12 protein-coding genes are annotated in these 19,170 nt (G+C 72.6%); 3 read left to right on the top strand and 9 right to left on the bottom strand.

The window, feature by feature from the left end; genetic code table 11:
* Positions 1 to 115 precede the first annotated feature (115 nt).
* The 6 genes from IF43_RS0129370 to IF43_RS0129345 form a co-directional block, all read right to left on the bottom strand.
* Positions 116 to 613, bottom strand: a complete 498-nt coding sequence (locus IF43_RS0129370; RefSeq protein WP_078910554.1) for a hypothetical protein — start codon at positions 611 to 613, stop codon at positions 116 to 118.
* Positions 598 to 1,758 carry a ParA family protein gene (locus tag IF43_RS0129365; protein WP_078910553.1) on the bottom strand — a complete coding sequence of 387 codons (1,161 nt, stop codon included), beginning with the start codon at positions 1,756 to 1,758 and terminating at the stop codon, positions 598 to 600. Before IF43_RS0129365 ends, IF43_RS0129370 begins: the two co-directional genes overlap by 16 nt.
* Positions 1,759 to 2,141: 383 nt before the next feature.
* Positions 2,142 to 3,257 (bottom strand): alanine dehydrogenase, encoded by a 1,116-nt coding sequence (gene ald / locus IF43_RS0129360; protein ID WP_030207499.1) that lies wholly within the window; start codon positions 3,255 to 3,257, stop codon positions 2,142 to 2,144.
* A gap of 151 nt (positions 3,258 to 3,408) precedes the next feature.
* Positions 3,409 to 5,418 (bottom strand): tetratricopeptide repeat protein, encoded by a 2,010-nt coding sequence (locus IF43_RS0129355; RefSeq protein ID WP_030207495.1) that lies wholly within the window; start codon positions 5,416 to 5,418, stop codon positions 3,409 to 3,411.
* Between the two features lie 319 nt (positions 5,419 to 5,737).
* Positions 5,738 to 6,364 (bottom strand): NUDIX hydrolase, encoded by a 627-nt coding sequence (locus IF43_RS0129350; protein ID WP_030207492.1) that lies wholly within the window; start codon positions 6,362 to 6,364, stop codon positions 5,738 to 5,740.
* Positions 6,365 to 6,460: 96 nt separating this feature from the next.
* Positions 6,461 to 8,116 carry a CTP synthase gene (locus tag IF43_RS0129345; protein ID WP_030207488.1) on the bottom strand — a complete coding sequence of 552 codons (1,656 nt, stop codon included), beginning with the start codon at positions 8,114 to 8,116 and terminating at the stop codon, positions 6,461 to 6,463.
* 486 nt (positions 8,117 to 8,602) lie between these two features.
* Between IF43_RS0129345 and IF43_RS0129340 the strand changes: the two genes are divergently transcribed.
* Together IF43_RS0129340 and IF43_RS0129335 are read left to right on the top strand one after the other, a co-directional pair.
* A complete protein-coding gene (locus tag IF43_RS0129340) occupies positions 8,603 to 10,408 on the top strand; it encodes a glycoside hydrolase family 15 protein (protein ID WP_030207484.1) in 1,806 nt (601 codons plus the stop codon).
* Positions 10,409 to 10,517: 109 nt separating this feature from the next.
* Complete coding sequence (locus tag IF43_RS0129335; protein ID WP_030207480.1) at positions 10,518 to 11,900, top strand: FAD-binding oxidoreductase; 1,383 nt, start codon at positions 10,518 to 10,520, stop codon at positions 11,898 to 11,900.
* 69 nt (positions 11,901 to 11,969) lie between these two features.
* On the opposite strand, the gene IF43_RS0129330 is transcribed toward IF43_RS0129335, so the two are convergent.
* Complete coding sequence (locus IF43_RS0129330; RefSeq protein ID WP_030207478.1) at positions 11,970 to 13,607, bottom strand: NAD(P)/FAD-dependent oxidoreductase; 1,638 nt, start codon at positions 13,605 to 13,607, stop codon at positions 11,970 to 11,972.
* Between the two features lie 21 nt (positions 13,608 to 13,628).
* Positions 13,629 to 15,185, bottom strand: a complete 1,557-nt coding sequence (locus IF43_RS0129325; RefSeq protein ID WP_051796398.1) for an APC family permease — start codon at positions 15,183 to 15,185, stop codon at positions 13,629 to 13,631.
* A gap of 198 nt (positions 15,186 to 15,383) precedes the next feature.
* Here IF43_RS0129325 and IF43_RS0129320 point away from each other — a divergent pair, with 198 nt between their 5' ends.
* The gene (locus IF43_RS0129320; protein WP_030207474.1) at positions 15,384 to 17,009 is read left to right on the top strand and encodes a PucR family transcriptional regulator; all 1,626 of its coding nucleotides are present in this window, start codon (positions 15,384 to 15,386) and stop codon (positions 17,007 to 17,009) included.
* A gap of 176 nt (positions 17,010 to 17,185) precedes the next feature.
* On the opposite strand, the gene IF43_RS0129315 is transcribed toward IF43_RS0129320, so the two are convergent.
* The gene (locus tag IF43_RS0129315; RefSeq protein ID WP_158939550.1) at positions 17,186 to 18,943 is read right to left on the bottom strand and encodes a VCBS repeat-containing protein; all 1,758 of its coding nucleotides are present in this window, start codon (positions 18,941 to 18,943) and stop codon (positions 17,186 to 17,188) included.
* Positions 18,944 to 19,170 lie beyond the last annotated feature (227 nt).

The raw sequence follows: 19,170 nt of genomic DNA, 5'->3' as shown, positions 1-19,170 counted from the left end.
GCAGGGTACCGGGGGCTCGGGCGTCAGCGGGCAGGCTACCGGCCCGGCCGCTCGTGCGGCCCCGCACCGCGGCCCGGCGCCCCGGGCGGTGCACCCTCGGGGGTTGTGGGGAGGGTCAGCGCCCTCTGAGGCGGCGGACCAGGATGCTCGCGTCGCCCCGCGACTCGAGGTCGGCCAGGACCACCGCCACCGCCTCGCGGACGATGCGGCCGCGGTCCACGGCCAGCCCGTGCTCCCCGCGGAGCACCAGGCGGGCGTGCTCCAGGTCCATCAGCTCCTCGGCGGAGACGTAGACCGTGATCTTCTCGTCGTGCCGCTCGCGCCCGCTGGGGCGGCGGCTGCGGCTGCCCCCCTTGCGCCGGGACGAGCCCGAGGAGGCCGCGGCCGGGGTGGCAGAACCTTCCTGCGATCGCCGCTGCGGTGTCACCACGGCTTCGACCGCCGCGGTCACCGCGGTCTCGCCCTCCCGCGCACGCCCCTCCGCCGCGTCGTCCGCGGCGGCGTCCTCGTGCACGGGGTCCGCCTGGCGCCGGGGCGAGGACGCCTGCAGCGCCATCCCCCCTGTCGTACGGAAGAGTTCGTCGGCTCCGGGCAGACTCACTCGGCGTGACACCGGGCGAGCACCTCCCTGGCGAGCTGGCGATACGCGGCGGCGCCGACGGAGTTGGAGGCGTACGTCGTGATCGGCTCGCCGGCGACCGTGGTCTCCGGGAAGCGCACGGTCCGTCCGATGACCGTGTGGTAGACGTGGTCGTCGAAGGCCTCGACGACGCGCGCGAGCACCTCGCGGCTGTGCACGGTACGGGAGTCGTACATGGTGGCGAGGATGCCGTCGAGCTCCAGCTCGGGGTTGAGCCGCTCCTGGACCTTCTCGATCGTCTCCGTCAGCAGCGCGACACCGCGCAGCGCGAAGAACTCGCACTCCAGCGGCACGATGACCTTGTGAGCGGCCGTCAGGGCGTTCACGGTCAGCAGGCCGAGCGAGGGCTGGCAGTCGATCACGATGTAGTCGTAGTCGTCCATCAGCGGCTTCAGCGCGCGCTGCAGCGTCGACTCGCGCGCCACCTCGCTCACCAACTGCACTTCGGCGGCAGACAAATCGATATTGCTGGGCAGCAGGTCCATGTTGGGGACCGCGGTCTTCAGGAGCACCTCGTCCGCCGACATGCCCCGCTCCATGAGCAGGTTGTAGACGGTGAGGTCCAGCTCCATCGGGTTCACGCCGAGGCCGACCGACAGGGCGCCCTGCGGGTCGAAGTCGACGAGCAGCACGCGCCGCCCGTACTCGGCGAGCGCGGCACCCAGGTTGATGGTCGACGTGGTCTTGCCGACGCCGCCCTTCTGGTTGCACATCGCGATGATCTTCGCGGGACCGTGGTCGGTCAGGGGACCCGGGATCGGGAAGTACGGCAGCGGCCGTCCGGTCGGGCCGATCCGCTCGCGGCGCTGTCTCGCAGCGTCCGGTGCGAGGGTGGCCGCGTACTCGGGGTCGGGCTCGTACTCGGCGTCGGGGTCGTAGAAGTGCCCCTCGGGCACCTCGTCGTAGTCGGCGAAACCGGTGGGCTCGCGGCCGCTCAGGTCGCCGGCCTTGGAGTTCACGTCTAGGCCGTCCATGCTCTTCTGGGGCGTCGTCATGTGCTGGTGGTTTGCGAAGGTGCGGACCGCGACGGAGCCGACAGCCTCGAGCCCGGCAGGACCTTGGCCCCGCGCAGACTGCTCTGCTTGACCACCCCCAGGAGTAAATGTCGACTCATTCACAAGTCGTCTTACCTCCTCGGACGTGACCAGGAAACTTATCGATAGGTCAGCGTGGCACCATGCCGACGGTTGGCGACTCTATGGCGTGTCACCGGTCCGCAGCAACACAATCGGCCGGACGCGGCACGATGTGTCGGCATCCGAACACCACTCTGTCAAGGGCGTACGGGCTGTCACTGTGAAGTTTCGCGGGTGTGCGAAACGGTTAAAGGGTTACGTTCGAGGCGAGTTGAGCGTGAGTTGAAGATCACTCTCAGCAACCCGTGCGGGCGGGAGGTACCCCGTCCTCCGGCGGTCCCAAACGCGTCCGGCCGGACCTTGCGGGCAAGGTCCGGCCGGACGCGTGAGATTGGCGTCAAACGGTTGACGCGGGGTGCGGAAACTCAGCCGATGAGGGCGTCCAGCTCCACGTGCTCGTAGCCGTGCGCCTCGGCGACCGGGCCGTAAACGACCTGGCCGTCATGGGTGTTGAGGCCCAGCGCCAGGGCGGCGTCGCGGCGCAGCGCCTCGACCCAGCCGTTGTTCGCCAGCGACACGATGTAGGGCAGCGTGGCGTTGGTGAGGGCGTAGGTGGAGGTGTTCGGCACCGCGCCCGGCATGTTGGCGACGCAGTAGAAGACCGAGTTGTGGACCTCGAAGGTCGGCTCGGCGTGGGTGGTCGGACGGGAGTCCTCGAAGCAGCCGCCCTGGTCGATCGCAATGTCGACAAGGACACTTCCGGGCTTCATCCGGGAGACGAGCTCGTTGGTGACCAGCTTCGGGGCCTTCGCACCCGGGATCAGCACGGCACCGATGACGAGGTCGGCCTCGAGGACGGCCTTCTCCAGCTCGAAGGCGTTGGAGACGATCGTCTGGATCTTCGTGCCGAAGATCTTGTCGGCCTCGCGCAGCTTGTTGATGTCGCGGTCGAGCAGGGTCACGTGGAAGCCCATGCCGATGGCGATCTGCGCGGCGTTCCAGCCGGAGACGCCACCGCCGATGACGACGGCCTTGGCGGCCTGGGTGCCCGGGACACCGCCGGGCAGGATGCCGCGGCCGCCGACCGAGCGCATCAGGTGGTAGGCGCCGACCTGCGGGGCCAGCCGGCCCGCGACCTCGGACATCGGGGCGAGCAGCGGGAGCGCGCGGTTGGCGAGCTCGACCGTCTCGTAGGCGATGGCGGTGGTGCCGGACTCCAGGAGCGCGTCGGTGCACTCCTTGGAGGCGGCCAGGTGCAGGTAGGTGAAGAGGGTCTGGTCCTTGCGGAGGCGGTGGTACTCCTCCGCGATGGGCTCCTTGACCTTCAGCAGCAGGTCGGCGGTGGCCCAGACCTCGTCCGCGGAAGGGAGGATCTCGGCGCCGGCGGCGACGTACTCAGCGTCCGTGATCGAGGAGCCGACTCCGGCGTTCTGCTCGACGAAGACCTGGTGGCCGTTGCGGACGAGCTCGTGGACACCGGCGGGGGTGATGGCCACGCGGAACTCGTTGTTCTTGACCTCGCGGGGGATGCCGACCTTCATCGTCGATCACGGTCCTTGACTCAGGGGATAAAACGGGGGCAATCCATACATACCCGGCAAAAAGAGTGCGCACGGGATGCACCGCGGAAGAACGCGGCAGAGCCAGTCTAATGAAGGATGAGGCGCTGTCTAGCCTTACAAAGCAAATATCTCAGCCGGAACCACTGCGGATTTCGTAGGCCGCGGGGTCTTCTCCCAGCAGTCTGTCGGCTGTCGCCCGGTGCAGCCGGGCGGCCGCCGGATCACCGAGCCGGTCGAGGGTGTCGGCCATCCTCACCTGGAGGGCGGCCTGCAGCCGCTGGTCGCCGGCCCGGCGCGCGAGGTCGACCGCCGCGCGGCAGGTGTGCAGCGACTCCTCGGGGCGGCCGGCGTACTCCTGGACCCGCGCCATCTCGCTCAAGGCCCGCGCCTGGCCGGGGACATCGGCCAGCCGCCGGTAGCCCGCCGCGGCCGCGCGCCAGCAGCGCAGCGCCTCGCCGTAGCGGGCGGCGTAGGTGTGCACGCTGCCCAGCCGTCCGTACAGCCGCGCCTCGTCCGCCCGCTCCCCGCGCGCGAGGGTCTGGGACAGGGCCCGGCCGTACCAGTCGGCGGCCCGGTGCCAGTCCTCCAGTTCCTGGTACGCACCCCCTACGGATTCCATCGCGCGGCCGGTCGCGTACGGGTCCCCCGCCGCCCGTCCCGCGTCCAGCGCGGCCCGGTAGCGGTCCAGGGCCTCCCGGGTGCGACCCGTGCCGTGGTCCAGGTCACCCAGGTTCAGCAGGGCCGCGGCCCGCTCCCGGTGCAGCCCGCGCCGCTCGGCCACGTCGAGGACCAGGCCGTGCAGCCCGTACAGCTCGGGGGCGGCGGCCTCGGTGCCGCGGTGCGCGAGCAGGGCGCGTACGAGGGCGGCGACCAGGCGCCGGGCCAGGGTGTCGAGCTCCCCGTCGGCCACCGCCATGCGGGCGGCCGCGGTCAGGACGGGCAGCCGGCTCTCCAGCCAGGCCGCGGCGGCCTCCGCGTCGGCGAAGCGCAGCGCCCGGGGCAGGCCGGCGAGCCTGCCGCGGGCCGGGGAACCCTCCGGTTCGGTCACGGTCCGGCAGGAGGTCAGCAGCCGCACGGTGCGCTCGAGCATGCGGGCCCGGGCCAGCTGCAGCTCGGCGGTGCGCTCCCTGGCCTCCATCAGGCCGCGCAGCAGCGGGGCCAGGCAGCCGGGCACCAGGTACTGGCCGTCGGCGGCCGGGCGCAGCAGGGCCAGCCCGGCGAAGTCGTCGAGGGTGGACTGGGCGGCGGCGACCGAGCAGCCGGCCAGGGCGGAGGCGGTGTGGGCGTCGACCACCCCGGCGGGGGCCAGCGGCAGCAGCCGCAGGGTCCGCTGGGCGGGCTGCGGGAGGGCCTCGTAGAGCAGCCGGAAGGCCCGGGCCACCGGGCCGCGGTCGGTCGGGGTGTCGTGCAGCTGCTTGGCCAGGTCGGCCACGGCGGCCTTGGGATGGGCGGCGAGCCAGCCGCCGGCCAGGGCCAGCGCGGCGGGCTGGCCCCCGCACGCCTCGGCGAGGGTCTCGGCGGCCCGCGGGTCGACGGTGACCCGGACGCTGCCGATCCGCGCGGTGAGCAGCTCCACGGCGGCGGGGGTGTCGAGTCCGCCGAGGGTGCACGGGCGGACGTCGGGGATGCCGGTCAGGGGTCCCTGGGAGGTGGCGACGACCAGGCAGTCGGGATCGTCCGGGAGCAGCGGGTCGACCTGGTGGGCGTCGGCGGCGTCGTCGAGCAGCAGCAGGGCGCGGCGGCCGGCCAGGGCCTGGCGCAGCAGGGAGGTGAGCTCGTCCTCCCCCGCGCCGGGCGGGGTGGTCTCACCGAGGGCCTCCAGCAGCTCGCGCGCGGTGCGCCCGGTGGGGACGCGCTCGCCGCCGGGGGCGGTGAGGCGGGTGCGCAGCAGGCCGCCGGGGTAGTCCTCGGCGATCTGCCGGGCGAACTCCTCGGCGAGGGCGGTGCGGCCGGAGCCGGGGCGGCCGGCCACGAGCAGGACGCGGGCGCGGGGGGCCTTGGCCTTGCGTCCCGACAGGGTGTCGAGTCCGGTGCGCGCGATGTCGTCGCGCAGCTCCTTCAGTTCCCGCCGCCGGCCGACGAACCGGGGTGCCGGGGCGTCGCCCGCAGGGCCGTTGGTGTGCAGCGCCTCGTCCGTCACGGGATCCGCTCCTCTCCCCTGGGGGTGGCGGGCGCGTCCGCCAAGGGTCCCGCGCGGGACCGAGATCGGGGAGTCCGAGCGTAGTTCACGCAGCGCTACGGCCCCGGCGGAGCGCGGCGGGGGCGATGCCGACAAATCGCCCGATCGGATCAGCAAATGATCACATCGATGTGATCATGTCGACCTTGAGGGGCGGGCCCGAGTCAGGGGTGAGCCGGACGGGCCCGTGTCGGGGGTGAAGCCGGACGGGCCCGTGTCAGGGGGTGAAGCGGGACCGGGCAAGAGGTCGGGGGCGGCGCCGCTCCGACCGCTGCCCGGCTCAACCCTCGTACGGCCTCGCCGGCCACGGTGCGAGTGCCGGACGGAGGGACTCGACCCCGTCGCCCGCGAGCACGGCGGACAGCGCGAGGACACCGGTCACGAGCGCGACGTTGTGCAGCTCACCCGCCAGCACCCCCCGGACCAACTCGGCCAGGGGCACCCGCGCGAACTCCATGTCGGCCTCCTCCTCGGAGACCTCGAAGCGCTCGCCCTCCGCCTCCGAGAGGTCCCGCGCGAGGAAGATCCGGATCGCCTCGTCGGAGCCGCCGGGGGTGGCGTACAGGTCGATCAGCACCCGCCAGTCCTCGGCCTTGGCGTGCGCCTCTTCGTACAGCTCCCGCTGGGCGGCGTGCAGCGGGTTCTCACCGGGTACGTCGAGCAGCCCGGCCGGCAGCTCCCACAGCTTCTGCCGCACCGGGTGCCGGTACTGGCGCAGCACCAGGACCCGGCCCTCGCCGTCCAGCGCGAGGACGCAGACGGAACCCGGGTGCACCTGGTAGTCGCGGCGCGCGACGGAGCCGTCGGGCATGACCACGTCGTCGGAGCTGACGCTGGTCTTGGCGCCCCGGAACGGGGTGCGGCGCTCGCGGACCGGCCAGGCCTCGGCGGTGTCCTTGATGTCCATGGGGGTCCCTCCCGGTGAGCGGTGGCGCGCGGAAGCGCGACGGCCGGGGCGCGCGGTGCGCGCCCCGGCCGTCCACGGTATCGCCGTGCGGGACCTTTACTTGGCCCCGGCCTGCTGGCGGGCGACGGCGGCCTTGACCAGGCCCGCGAAGAGCGGGTGCGGGCGGGTCGGGCGGGACCGCAGCTCCGGGTGGGCCTGGGTGGCGACCAGGTAGGGGTGCACCTCGCGCGGGTACTCGACGTACTCGACCAGCTTGTTGTCCGGGGAGGTGCCGGAGAACAGGAGGCCGGCCTTCTTCTCCAGCTCGGAGCGGTAGGAGTTGTTCACCTCGTAGCGGTGGCGGTGGCGCTCCTCGACGTACTCCTTGCCGTCGTACACCTCGCGCACGATGGAGCCCTCGGCCAGCTTGGCCGGGTACATGCCCAGGCGCATCGTTCCGCCCAGGTCGCCGGCGCCCTCGACGAAGGCCAGCTGCTCCTCCATGGTCGAGATGACCGGGTGGGAGGTGGAGGGGTCGAACTCGGTGGAGTTCGCGTCCTCGATGCCGGCCAGGTTGCGGGCCGCCTCGATGACCACGCACTGCAGGCCCAGGCACAGGCCGAGCAGCGGGATCTTGTTCTCGCGGGCGTAGGTGATCGCGCCGACCTTGCCGTTCACGCCGCGGTCGCCGAAGCCGCCGGGGACGCAGATGCCGTCCACGTCGGCGAGCTGCTTGGCGGCGCCGGCGGCGGTCTTGCAGTCGTCGGAGGTGACCCACTTGATCTTGACGCGGGCCTTGTTGGCGAAGCCGCCGGCGCGCAGCGCCTCGGTCACCGACAGGTAGGCGTCGGGCAGGTCGATGTACTTGCCGACGAGGGCGACGGTGACCTCGTGGTCGGGGTTGTGGACCCGGTCGAGCAGGTCCTCCCAGACGGTCCAGTCCACGTCGCGGAACGGCAGGTCGAGCTTGCGCACGACGTAGGCGTCCAGGCCCTCGGTGTGCAGCACCTTCGGGATGTCGTAGATCGACTTGGCGTCGATGGCGGCCACGACCGCGGCCTCGTCGACGTCGCACATCAGCGAGATCTTGCGCTTGATGGAGGTCGGCACGTCGCGGTCGGCGCGCAGCACGATCGCGTCGGGCTGGATGCCGATGTTGCGCAGGGCGGCGACCGAGTGCTGGGTCGGCTTGGTCTTCAGCTCGCCGGAGGGGCCGATGTAGGGCAGCAGCGAGATGTGCACGACGAAGACGTTGTCGCGGCCGACCTCGTGCCGGACCTGGCGGACGGTCTCCAGGAACGGCAGGGACTCGATGTCGCCGACCGTGCCGCCGACCTCGGTGATGACGACGTCGACGTCCTCGGTCGCCATGCGCCGGATGCGGTGCTTGATCTCGTTGGTGATGTGCGGGATGACCTGGACGGTGTCGCCCAGGTACTCGCCGCGCCGCTCCTTGGCGATGACCTGCGAGTAGACCTGGCCGGTGGTGACGTTGGCCGAGCCGTCCAGGTCGACGTCGAGGAAGCGCTCGTAGTGGCCGATGTCCAGGTCGGTCTCGGCGCCGTCGTTGGTGACGAACACCTCGCCGTGCTGGAACGGGTTCATCGTGCCCGGGTCGACGTTGAGGTACGGGTCGAGCTTCTGCATCGTGACCCGCAGGCCGCGCGCCTTGAGCAGGGCGCCCAGGCTGGAGGCCGTCAGGCCCTTGCCGAGGGACGAAGCGACACCCCCGGTGACGAAGATGTGCTTGGTCGTCATGGATTTGGGCGGCATCGCCAAGAGGGGGCTCCCGTGGTCGCGAAGTGAGGTGCGTCCGGCCGCGTCCCCAGGTTTCCGGGGGTGCCGAAGCTGCGGTTTCGGGGCGCCTGATTCGCACAGGCGGACTCCCGGTCCACGGGGTACCAGCCTATCAGCGACCGGCGGGGTGTGCCTCCGGCCACGCGGCCGCGGCCCCTCCACGGGGTCGGGCCGCCCGGCTCACCGCGCTCCCCGCCCGTCACCCCCGCGCCGCCTGCACGTTTCCCCCACGTCACGCCGCCCTCACCCGTTCGGCCCAACGGCATTTCCCGTCCGCCCCCAGGAGATCACTAGGGTGCTGGACGTATCCTGCTCGGATATCCCTGACGAGCGGGCCCGGCAACCGGCACCACCCCCGCCCGTTCCGGCAAGCTTGAACTCGTCAAGACCCAGCCAAACGACCAAGACCGCGAAGTGGCCGCCCCCGCACGGGCGGACACGGCTGTTTCGACTGGAGACCACGTGTCCGGGCGCATCGAGGACTACGCACTCATCGGCGACATGCAGACGGCCGCACTCGTCTGCCGGGACGGCTCGGTGGACTGGCTCTGCCTGCCACGGTTCGATTCCCACGCCGTCTTCGCTTCGCTCCTGGGCACCGAGGAACACGGGTTCTGGCGGCTCGGACCGGCCTACCCGGCCGGCGCCGAGCCGCCGCGCGCCACCCGCCGCCGCTACCGCGGGGACTCGCTCATCCTGGAGTCCGAGTACGACACGCCGCGCGGCACCGTCCGGGTGATCGACTTCATGCCGCCCCGCGAGGACCACGCCCCGCAGCTGATCCGGGTCGTCGAGGGCGTCAGCGGCCGCGTGCCGGTCCGCTCGGCGCTGCGCATGCGGTTCAGCTACGGCCGGGTCGTCCCGTGGGTGCACCGGGCGGAGGGCCGTACGGTCGCCGTCGCCGGGCCCGACTCGGTGTGGCTGGACGCCGAGACGCAGACGTACGGCAAGGACCTGACGACGTACGCCGACTTCACCGTCGCCCCCGGGGACCGGATCGCGTTCACCATCAGCTGGCAGCCCTCGCACAAGGAGCCGCCGGCCCTCCCCGAGCCCGAGGCGGCCCTGGAGGCCACCGAGGAGTTCTGGCGCGAGTGGGTCGGCCACTGCACGTACCACGGGCCGTACCGCGAGGCCGTGGTCCGCTCGCTGATCACCCTCAAGGCGCTCACCTACGGCCCCACCGGCGGCATCGTCGCCGCCCCCACGACCTCGCTGCCCGAGGAGATCGGCGGCGTCCGCAACTGGGACTACCGCTACACGTGGCTGCGCGACGCCGCCATCACCCTGTCCTCGCTGCTGCGCACGGGCTACCGCGAGGAGGCCCGCGCCTGGCGCGAGTGGCTGCTGCGCGCGGTGGCCGGCGACCCCGAGAACCTGCAGATCATGTACGGCATCGCCGGCGAGCGCGAGCTCGGCGAGACCGAGCTGGACTGGCTGCCCGGGTACGAGAACTCCGCCCCGGTCCGGGTCGGCAACGGCGCCGCCCACCAGCTCCAGCTCGACGTGTACGGCGAGGTCACCGAGGCCCTGCACCTGGGCCACATGACCGGCCTGGCCCGCAGCGACTACGCCTCGCTCCTCCAGCTGAAGCTGATCCGCTACCTGGAGACCCACTGGGACCAGCCGGACGAGGGCATCTGGGAGGTGCGCGGCCCGCGCCGGCACTTCGTGCACTCCAAGGTCATGGCCTGGGTGGCGGTCGACCGGACGATCAAGCTGATCGAGTCCGGGGACGCGGACGGGCCCCTGGAGCGCTGGCGCGACCTGCGCGAGGAGATCCACCGGGACGTCTGCGAGAAGGGCTACGACCCCGAGCGCAACACCTTCACGCAGTCGTACGGGTCCAAGGAGCTGGACGCCTCCCTGCTGCTGATCCCGCAGATGGGCTTCCTGCCGCCGGACGACAAGCGGGTCATCGGCACGATCGAGGCGATCCAGCGGGAGCTGTCCACCCCGGACGGGTTCATCCTGCGCTACCCGACGGCCGGCGAGGAGGCGGGCGTCGACGGGCTCGAGGGCGACGAGGGCGCCTTCCTGGCCTGCTCGTTCTGGATGGCCGACGACCTGGCGATGATCGGGCGGGTGGACGAGGCCCGCAAGCTGTTCGAGAAGCTGCTGTCGCTGCGCAACGACCTGGGGCTGCTCGCGGAGGAGTGGGACCCGCGGCTGCAGCGGCAGGTGGGCAACTTCCCGCAGGCCTTCAGCCACGTCCCGCTGATCGACACGGCGCTGCGGCTGACGGCGGGCGGGGCGTACGGGGGCTGAGAGGGGCCCGGGGGCTGAGGGGGGCCCGGGGGCTGAGGGGCGCGTACCCCGGTGCGCGCCTAGCCTGAAAGGGTCCCTTCCCCCGTTCACCTCTCCGAAGGGGGCGGTCATGGCTCCCCACTCCAAGGCCCGGACGGCGCTCACGGAACTCCGCGAGGATCTGACGGGCGAGGTGTTCGCGCCCGACGACCCCGGCTACGACGAGGCCCGGAAGGTCTTCAACGCGATGATCGACCGCCGGCCCGCCGCGATCGCCCAGTGCGCGGACGCCGAGGACGTGGTGCGCGCCGTGCGCTTCGCGCGCGACCTGGACCTGCCCGTCGCGGTGCGCGGCGGCGGCCACAGCGTGGCGGGCATGGCCCTGTGCGACAACGGCCTGGTCGTGGACCTGCGCCGGATGCACGAGGTCACGGTCCACCCGGCCGCGAAGGCCGCGCGGGTCCAGGGCGGGGCGACCATGAGCCACCTGGACCGGGCCTGCGAGCCGCACGGCCTGGCCACCCCGGGCGGCCGGGTCTCCAGCACCGGCGTGGGCGGCTTCGTGCTGGGCGGCGGCGACGGCTGGTTCTCCCGCGCCTTCGGCCTGGCCTCGGACAACCTGCTCGGCGTCGAACTCGTCACCGCCGACGGCCGGGTGGTGGAGGCCACCGCCGAGGAGAACCCGGAGCTGTTCTGGGCCCTGCACGGCGGCGGCGGGAACTTCGGCATCGCCACGGCCCTGACGCTGCGCCTGCACGAGCTGCCGGCCGTGTCGATCTCGATGACGCTGAGCACGCCGGAGTACGGGCCCCAACTGGTCGCCACCTTCCGCGACCTCATCGAGGCGGGCCCGGTCGAGGCCGCCGGCGGGGTGATCTACCTGACCGGGCCGCCGGAGGAGTTCGTCCCCGAGCACCTGGTGGGACAGCGGCTGTGCGGGGCGCTGCTGACGTACGCCGGCCCCGAGGACCGGCTGCGCAAGCTGGCCGAGCCGCTGCTGGCGATCCCGCACGAGGTGGAGATGGTCATGCAACTCCCCTACGCGGAGCTCCAGTGCATGCTCGACGATCCGCCCGGGTTGCGGAACTACTGGTCCGCGGAGTACCTGACGGGCGTCCCCGACGCCTTCGTGGACGCGTTCTGCGCCCTGGGCGAGGCGATGCCGGTGCCGACGGGCACCCAGCACGTGGTGTGGCCGGGCGGCGGGGCGATCGCCGAGGGCGCGGGCGACTGGCCGCTGGCGCACCGGGACGCGCCCTGGTCGGTGCACCCGTTCGGGCTGTGGGAGGACCCGGCCGACGACGGGCGGGTCCGGGAGTGGGTGCGGGACGTACGGGCCGGGGTGGCGCCGTGGAGCACGGGGGCGACGTACCTCAACTTCATCGGCGACGAGGGCACGGACCGGGTCGCGGCCGGCCTGGGGCCGGAGAACATGCAGCGCCTGGGCCGGGTGAAGCGGGAGTACGACCCGGACAACGTCTTCCGCTTCAACCACAACGTCAAGCCGCTCTGAGCAGCAGCGGGGAGGCGCCCCGGGCCGGCCGGGCCCGGGGCGCGTGCGGCACGACTCCGTCCCGGGGTGTCAGGTCAGGGCCGCGACCACCTCCCGCGCCGCCCGCTCGCCCTCGGTGGCCCCGCCCTCCATGAAGCCCTGGAAGTCGTACGAGCAGTGCTCGCCGGCGATGTGGACGTTGCCCTGCGCCGTGCCCTCGTACTTGGCGTAGCGGTGCAGGTAGCCCACCGGCCAGTAGGAGTAGGCGCCGAGGGAGTACGGGTTGCGGTGCCAGGCGGAGAGCTGGGCGCGCCCGGTCCAGGCCGCCCCCGTGCCGGGGAAGAAGGCGTCGACGCCGGTGAGCACGCGGCTCGCGAGGGCCCGCACGTACGGGTCGGACTCGGTGGCGAAGGGCGTGCCGGGCCTCAGGGAGCGGGCCAGGGTGCCGCCGCCGTACTGGAGGAGGATGCCGCCGGTGCCGGGCTGGACCTTGGTGGTGTCCCAGGTCTGCTGGACGTCGGAGTCGGTGAAGCAGTCGCCGGAGGAGACGCCGGGCCAGGGGCCGGTGCCGCGCCACGGGCGGCGGGTGAACTGCATGTTGAGCTTGGTGCAGGCGCCCATGCGGGCGTCCCGGAGGAGGTTCCTCATGAGCGGGTCGAAGCCGGCGCCGGTGGTGTCCAGGCGCTGGAGGACCGGCAGCGGCAGGCACAGGACGGTGTGGTCGGCGACGACGGTGCGGGTGGCTCCGGAGTCGGCGAAGGTGAGGGTCTGGGTGCCGTCCGGGTTCGCCCGTACGGCGAGCAGTTCGCGGCCCATGACGATCGAACCGGCCGGCAGGGCGGCGGCGATGGCGCGCGGCAGCCGGTCGTTGCCGCCGGTGATGTGGTAGCGCTCGTTGGACAGGCCCCAGACGTTGAAGTTGCCGGGATTGGGCTGGTAGCCCATCAGCAGGACCAGTGCGAGCGCCGACTGGTCGACGGTGTCGGCCCCGTACTCGACGTTGTACGCCACGTCCATGAACCGGCCCAGCGGCGAGCCGTGCCCGCCGGGCACCCGGCTCTCGATCCACTCGTACAGCGTCATCTCGTCGAGGGCGGTGCCGGCCGGGGTGGTGGCGTTCCAGGCGACCTCGCCGGACTCCTGGAGGTCGCGGCGGAGCTGCTGGTACACGGCCTTGAAGTCCTCGTCGGCCTGCGTCCGGGAGTAGTACCCGCCGTTGAACCAGAGGACTTCCTCGGCACCGTTGGGCCCGCCGCCGAGGAAGTCCTCGGTCTGCAGCCCGAAGCGGCGGCACAGCTCCAGCATCTTCTTGTGGCCGGTGTCGATCAGCTCCCCGCCGATCTCGGAGGTCTGCCCGTACGCCCAGTGGTCGCGCTGGGTCCACATGCGGCCGCCGACGCGGGCCGGGTCCGCCTCGTAGACGGTGCAGGGGATGCCGGCGTCCTGGAGGGTGAGGGCGGCGGTCAGGCCGGCGATGCCCGCCCCGACCACGGCGACGCGGGCGGCCGCCGGCCTCCTGCCGTCGGGGACGGGGCTCTGGGCGGCGCGGGCGGGCACGGTGGCGGCGGCGCCCGCCGCCGCCGTGCCGAGGCCGATGGCGGCGGCGCGGCGGAGCAGCTCGCGGCGGCCGAGGCCGCGGACGTCGGCGACGGGCAGGCGCAGCCGGTGGGCGGCGGCGTGTTCGGCGGCGAGCCGGCGGAGGGCGTGCATGAGGGGCGTACGGGCCATGGCAGTGGCTCCTTCTACGTCTCAGGCGCTGGCGGTGGACGGGGACAGGTCGGGGTTGCCGTCGGTGCCGGGATGCGGGCCGTCGTCGGTGCGCTCGGTGGCGTCCTCCAGGACGATCCGGCCGATGAGGTCGTAGCGCTCGGGAGCCTTGGCCCTGAGCCAGAGGCCCAGGGCGAGGCCGCCGAAGAAGACGGCCCCGACGATCCAGGGGATCAGCTTGAAGAAGACGGAGTCGGCGGCGGCGCCGGCCGCGGTCTCCATGTTGAGGACGAGCAGGACCACCACCGCGGTCATGCCGATCCCACCGAGCAGGGGTGCGAGGAAGGTCCTGAACCAGTGCCGGTCCTCGGGGTGGTTGCGGCGGAAGTAGCCGATGACCGCGAAGGAACAGAGCGTCTGGACGATCAGGATGGCCATCGTGCCGAGGATCGCGAGCAGGGTGTACAGGTGGAGGTACGGGTCCTGGCCGGTGAGTGCGAAGCCGGCCACCAGGAGCACGGCGACGGCGGTCTGCACGACGGACGCGACGTACGGGGAGCCGTGCCGCCGGTGGGTGCGGCCGAGTGCCGGGTGCAGGAAGCCCTCACGGCCGATGGCGTACAGGTAGCGGGCGGCGCACTGGTGGAAGGCCATGCCGCAGGCGAAGGAACCCGTGAGCAGCAGCCACTGGAAGGCGTCGACGGCCCAGGCGCCGATGAAGTGGTCCGTGGGGGCGAAGAAGAGGTCCAGCGGGCTGCTGGAGGCGGACAGCTTCACGGATCCGGCGAGGCCGTTGCCGGCGATGGTCATCCAGGAGACGTAGATGTAGAAGAGGCCGACGCCGACGACGGAGATCAGGGTGGCCTTGGGGATGACGCGCTTGGGGTCGCGGGACTCCTCGCCGTACATGGCGGTGGACTCGAAGCCGACCCAGGACCAGAAGGCGAAGAAGAGGCCGAGCCCGGCGGACGTGCCGGTGAACGCGTTCTTGGGGTTGACCGGTTCGACGGGGATCCCGTCGGGGCCGCCCCCGGCGACCAGCACGGCGGTGGCGACGGCGAAAAGGACGGCGATCTCGGCGACCAGCATGACGCCGAGGGCCTTGGCCGTCAGGTTGATGTCGAAGTGCGCCAGGACGGCGGTCACCGCGAGCATCCCGGCCGCGTACAGGGTCCAGGGCAGGTCGACCCCGAGCTGGTCGAGGACGGTGGTCTTGGCGAAGTACGAGAAGACACCGACGATCGAGGCCTCGAAGACGACGTACGCCAGGACCGCGAGCATCCCGGAGGCCATGCCGGCGATGCGGCCGAGCCCGTGGGAGATGTAGCCGTAGAAGGCGCCGGCGGCGGTGATGCGCTTGGCCATGGCCACGTAGCCGACCGAGAAGACGGTGAGCACGACCGTGGCGAAGAGGTAGCCGGCGGGGGCACCGGTGCCGTTGCCGAAGCCGACCGCGATGGGGAGGTTCCCGGTCATCGCGGTGATGGGAGCGGCGGTGGCGACGGCCATGAAGACGACGCCGACGAGGCCGACGGAATCGGCCTTGAGGCGTTGGACCTCGCCGGTGGATCGGGGGGCGCCGGTGGAGCCGTTCGACATGGGCTTCCTCTTCCGTTTGCACTGCGTGCCCGACATGAGGCGGCCACTCTGATGGCAGGTGACGCAGACCACAATCGGCACGGGGTCCGGTAATCACCTCTTCCGGCCGACGAGTTGTCGGGCCATCAGAGCGGAGAGGGTGGCTCGTAACCGCCGGGTGATGTTCTTGGAACACAGCGCGGGGTAGCGTCCGACGACATGGACAACCAGGGCGCGAGCGGCGCCGGGATCACGGTTCAGCGGGCACTGGAGCTGCCGGGTCTGCGCAGCGGACTGCCGGAGGTGGTGGCCGGCGCCGACCGGCTGGGCCGGACGGTGCGCTGGGTGCACGCGGGCGAGGTCCCGAACATCGCCTCGCTCCTCAAGGGCGGCGAGCTGCTGCTGACCACCGGCCTCGGCCTCGGCACCCGCCCGGCCGAACAGCGCGCGTTCGTGCGGCGACTGGCCGAACGGGGCATCGCGGCCCTGGTCGTGGAGCTCGGCCCGCGGTTCACCAGGCTGCCCGCGACGATCGTCGAGACCGCCCGCGCGGCCGGGCTGCCGCTGGTCCAACTGCACCGCGAGGTGCCCTTCGTGGCGGTCACGGAGGAGGTCCACACCGAGATCGTCAACGGCCACTACGCGCTGCTCCAGCGCGCCGAGGAGGTCCACCGGCGCTGCACCGAGGCGCTGCTGGGGGGCGGCGGGATCCCCCAGGTGCTGCACATCCTCGCGGACTTCACCGGCAACCCCGTCTTCCTGGAGACCCCCGACGGGCAGCTGCTGTACGCGGCCGGCGGCGGCTCCGAGGAGGTGGTCGCCGACCCGCTGCAGATCTGGGAGGGACTGCGCGGCCAGCGCGAGGAGGGGCCGCCGGCGAACGGCGCCCTGGTCGACGTGCCCGGCGGCGGTCCGGGCAGTGCGTCCGTCCGCGCCCGCCTGGTGCTGCTCGGCGTGTCCGCCCCGCTCCTGCCGGTCCACCGGATGGCTGCGGAGCGGACGGCCGGGGTGCTCGCCGTGGTCCTCATGCAGGCCCGCCAGGAGGAGGAGCTGGCGGCCCGCGGCCGGGGCGACTTCCTGACCGACCTCGCCGAGGGCCGGATCTCCGCGGAGGCCGCGCCCGCGCAGGCCCGGGTCCTCGGCTTCAAGCCGGGGTCGGGGCCGCTGCTGCCGGTGGTCATGCGGCTCTCCTCGGACCTCGGGCCCTCCGGCAACTGGGCCGTCCTCGCCCGGGCGGTGGCCGAGGAGCTGTCCTCCGTCGGCGTGCCGGTCCTCCTCGGCGTCCGGCCCATCGAGGGCCGCGTCCCGCTGCTGCTCGCGCTCCGTTCGGACACCGAGCGCACCGCCGTCGCCGACCGGGTGGCCGCGGCCCTGCGGGCGGGCGTGGAGCGGGCCGGGCTGGACCGGGCGGGGGCGCCGCCGGTGGTCGTGGTGGGCGTGGCGGGTGGTTGGGCGGCGGCCTCCTCGGGCCTGCGGCACGCGGCCGAGACCGCCGCGGCGGCGCAGGGCCTGCCGGACCGGCCCTGGCACGACGCCCGGCGTCTGGACATCGACCTGCTGCTGTGGCGGCTGCGGGGCCACCCCGACCTGTCGGCCTTCGTCGACCGTGCGATCGGCGCGCTGCAGGCCCACGACACCGCCTCCCGACCGCCGCTCCTCCCCACCCTGGAGACGTACCTCGCCCATGCCGGGCGCAAGGCCGAGACGGCGCGGGAGCTCCACCTCAACCGCCAGACGCTCTACAACCGGCTGGCACGCATCTCCGAGCTGCTCGGTACGGACCTCGACGACCCCGAGACGGTCCTGTCCCTCAGCCTCGCCCTCAGGGCCCGCCGCCACCTCTAGCCTCCGGCGGCCGCCCGCTCCTTCCGCCCCGGGCCACCCAGGTGTCCCAGGCGCGCGCGGAGGACCGCACCGGCTGACCCCGTCGCCCCGCCCCGGTCGACGGTGCGGCGGTGTACGGGTGCGGGCCCGCCCGCCGACTGGTGCCGGTGGACGGGCCCGCTGCTGGCGGTTACGGCTCAGAGCATGGTCTTGTAGATGTTCCAGCCGGTGCCGAACTTCACGCGGGCGGAGAAGGTCGCGGTGCCGGCGTTGCCCGTCGAGGCGTACAGGTACATGTCGCCGTTGGCGGTGCGGGCGAGGATGTCGCCCTTGGCGTCCCCGGTGATGTCACCGGGCGCGACCAGGCCGTCGTACGTGCCCCACCCGGTCGCGATCTGCTCCCGGGCGGCGAACGGCGCGGTGGAGGTGCCGGTGCCCTTGAAGAGGTACAGCCGGCCGGTGGTGTCCCGGGCGAGCAGGTCGGGCCGTCCGTCGCCGGAGAAGTCTCCGGCGCCGACCAGCGCGTTGTAGCCGTTCCAGCCGGTACCGACCTTGATGCGGGTGCCGAGCTTGGTGTCGACCGCGCCGTCACCGGGGTGCAGCCACAGGACGCCGGCGGAGTCGCGGCTGAGCAGGTCTCCCTTGCCGTCGCCGGTGAGGTCGCCGGGGCCGACCATCAGGTTGCAGCTCCACGTCGAGCTGACCTTCACGCCGCGGATGTACAGGTCGGTGCCGATGTTCTGCACGTAGCTGCCGTGGTTGTGGCTGTTGAGCCCGGTGGCGAAGGCATTGCGCGACCCGGGCGTCTCCTTGCCGGCGGCGGTCGGCGGCGAGAGGTAGTCGTCGTTGGCCAGGACGTACCACTTGGCCAGGACGTTGTCGGACGACTGGGTCATGAGGTTCGCGCCCTTGCCGTACAGCTGCGTGGTGCCCGCGCCGACGAGGAACTTGCTCTTCTCGTAGCCGTCGCCGAAGTACGACGGCGCCGCGAGCTTGCCGCTCCCGGTCGACTTGAACCAGTACTGGACGCCGTCGTGGTTGCGGGCGAGCAGGTCGCTCCTGCCGTCGCCGTCGCCGTCGTCCGAGCCGGTGATGACGTTGTACGTGTTCCAGCCGGAGCTGATCTTGACGCGGGCCTTGAGCGGGGCCGAGGCGCTGGCGGCGCCCTTGTGGAACCACAGGTCGCCGGTCAGGGTGCGGGTGTAGACGTCGCCGATGCCGTCGCCGTCGACGTCGCTGGCGCCGACGATCTGGTCGTAGATCCCCCAGCCGGAGGCGACCTTGACCCGGGAGTTGAAGGGCCTGGTGGTGCTGCCGGTGCCGGTGTACAGCCACAGGTCGCCGGCGAAGTCCCGGGCCAGCAGGTCGGGGTGGTGGTCGCCGGTCAGGTCGCCGGTGGCGACGACGCGGTTGTAGATCTGCCACCCGCGGCCCGTCCACAGCGGTGCGGACGTGGCCTTCACCCCGGCCTCGTAGAGCGTGAGGACCCCGTCGAAGGAGAGGGAGAGCAGCTCGGGCTTGGTCGTGCCGCCGACGTCACCCACCGGCAGCAGGTCCGTGAACGAGGCCTGGGGGTCGGTCTTGGAGATCGTGTACTCGCTCCACTCGTGGATCGAGGAGAGGTACACGGCTGTGACCTGGTCGTACTCCATGTCCATCAGGTCGCTGCGGCCGTCGCCGTCGACGTCGTGCCGCGGCTTGGCAGCGGTGGTCGCCCGTGCGGTGGGCGCGACCTGCGCGGGCATGACGACGGTCGGGTGCCCGCCCGGGCGGCGCGGCGCGGCGTCGGAGGCCGGCCCCGGGGCCGAGGCGGTCACGGGCCGCGCGAAGGCCGCGCCGGGCGCGTGGTGCTTCGGGACGGCGCTGCTCGGGGCGGCCGCCAGGGCGCCGGCGGCCAGGGCGAGTACGCCCCCGGCTGCCAGCATGCGCAGGCGTCCGCGGTTCGGTGTGGTCAAGATCCCCCCTGAGGATCGAACCGCGGGGGCGCAGCCGGGCACGCGTCGCGTCGTGTGCCCGGAATCACGCGTCCGTGCGTGAACGGTCCCCCGCTTCCTTCCGTGCAGAGTACGCCGCGCCACTGACAAAGCCCGGGACTGCCGAACTGACGGGTACCGGCGGTGTGTTGGGAGCTGCCGGGGCGCGCCTCAGGCAAGGGCGGGTAGGGGACCAGTCCCGCGAGGCG

The organism is Streptomyces sp. NRRL S-87, from assembly GCF_000719335.1.
Taxonomy (GTDB): domain Bacteria; phylum Actinomycetota; class Actinomycetes; order Streptomycetales; family Streptomycetaceae; genus Streptomyces.
Note: the sequence above shows the minus strand (reverse complement) of the source record. Positions and strands in the feature narration are given on the sequence as shown.

Bases quoted from the DNA above. Each gene is read 5' to 3' on its own strand.
- ald (WP_030207499.1), bottom strand. From the start codon at position 3,257: ATGAAGGTCGGCATCCCCCGCGAGGTCAAGAACAACGAGTTCCGCGTG.
- IF43_RS0129350 (WP_030207492.1), bottom strand. From the start codon at position 6,364: ATGGACATCAAGGACACCGCCGAGGCCTGGCCGGTCCGCGAGCGCCGC.
- IF43_RS0129345 (WP_030207488.1), bottom strand. From the start codon at position 8,116: ATGCCGCCCAAATCCATGACGACCAAGCACATCTTCGTCACCGGGGGT.
- IF43_RS0129335 (WP_030207480.1), top strand. From the start codon at position 10,518: ATGGCTCCCCACTCCAAGGCCCGGACGGCGCTCACGGAACTCCGCGAG.
- IF43_RS0129330 (WP_030207478.1), bottom strand. From the start codon at position 13,607: ATGGCCCGTACGCCCCTCATGCACGCCCTCCGCCGGCTCGCCGCCGAA.
- IF43_RS0129325 (WP_051796398.1), bottom strand. From the start codon at position 15,185: ATGTCGAACGGCTCCACCGGCGCCCCCCGATCCACCGGCGAGGTCCAA.
- IF43_RS0129320 (WP_030207474.1), top strand. From the start codon at position 15,384: ATGGACAACCAGGGCGCGAGCGGCGCCGGGATCACGGTTCAGCGGGCA.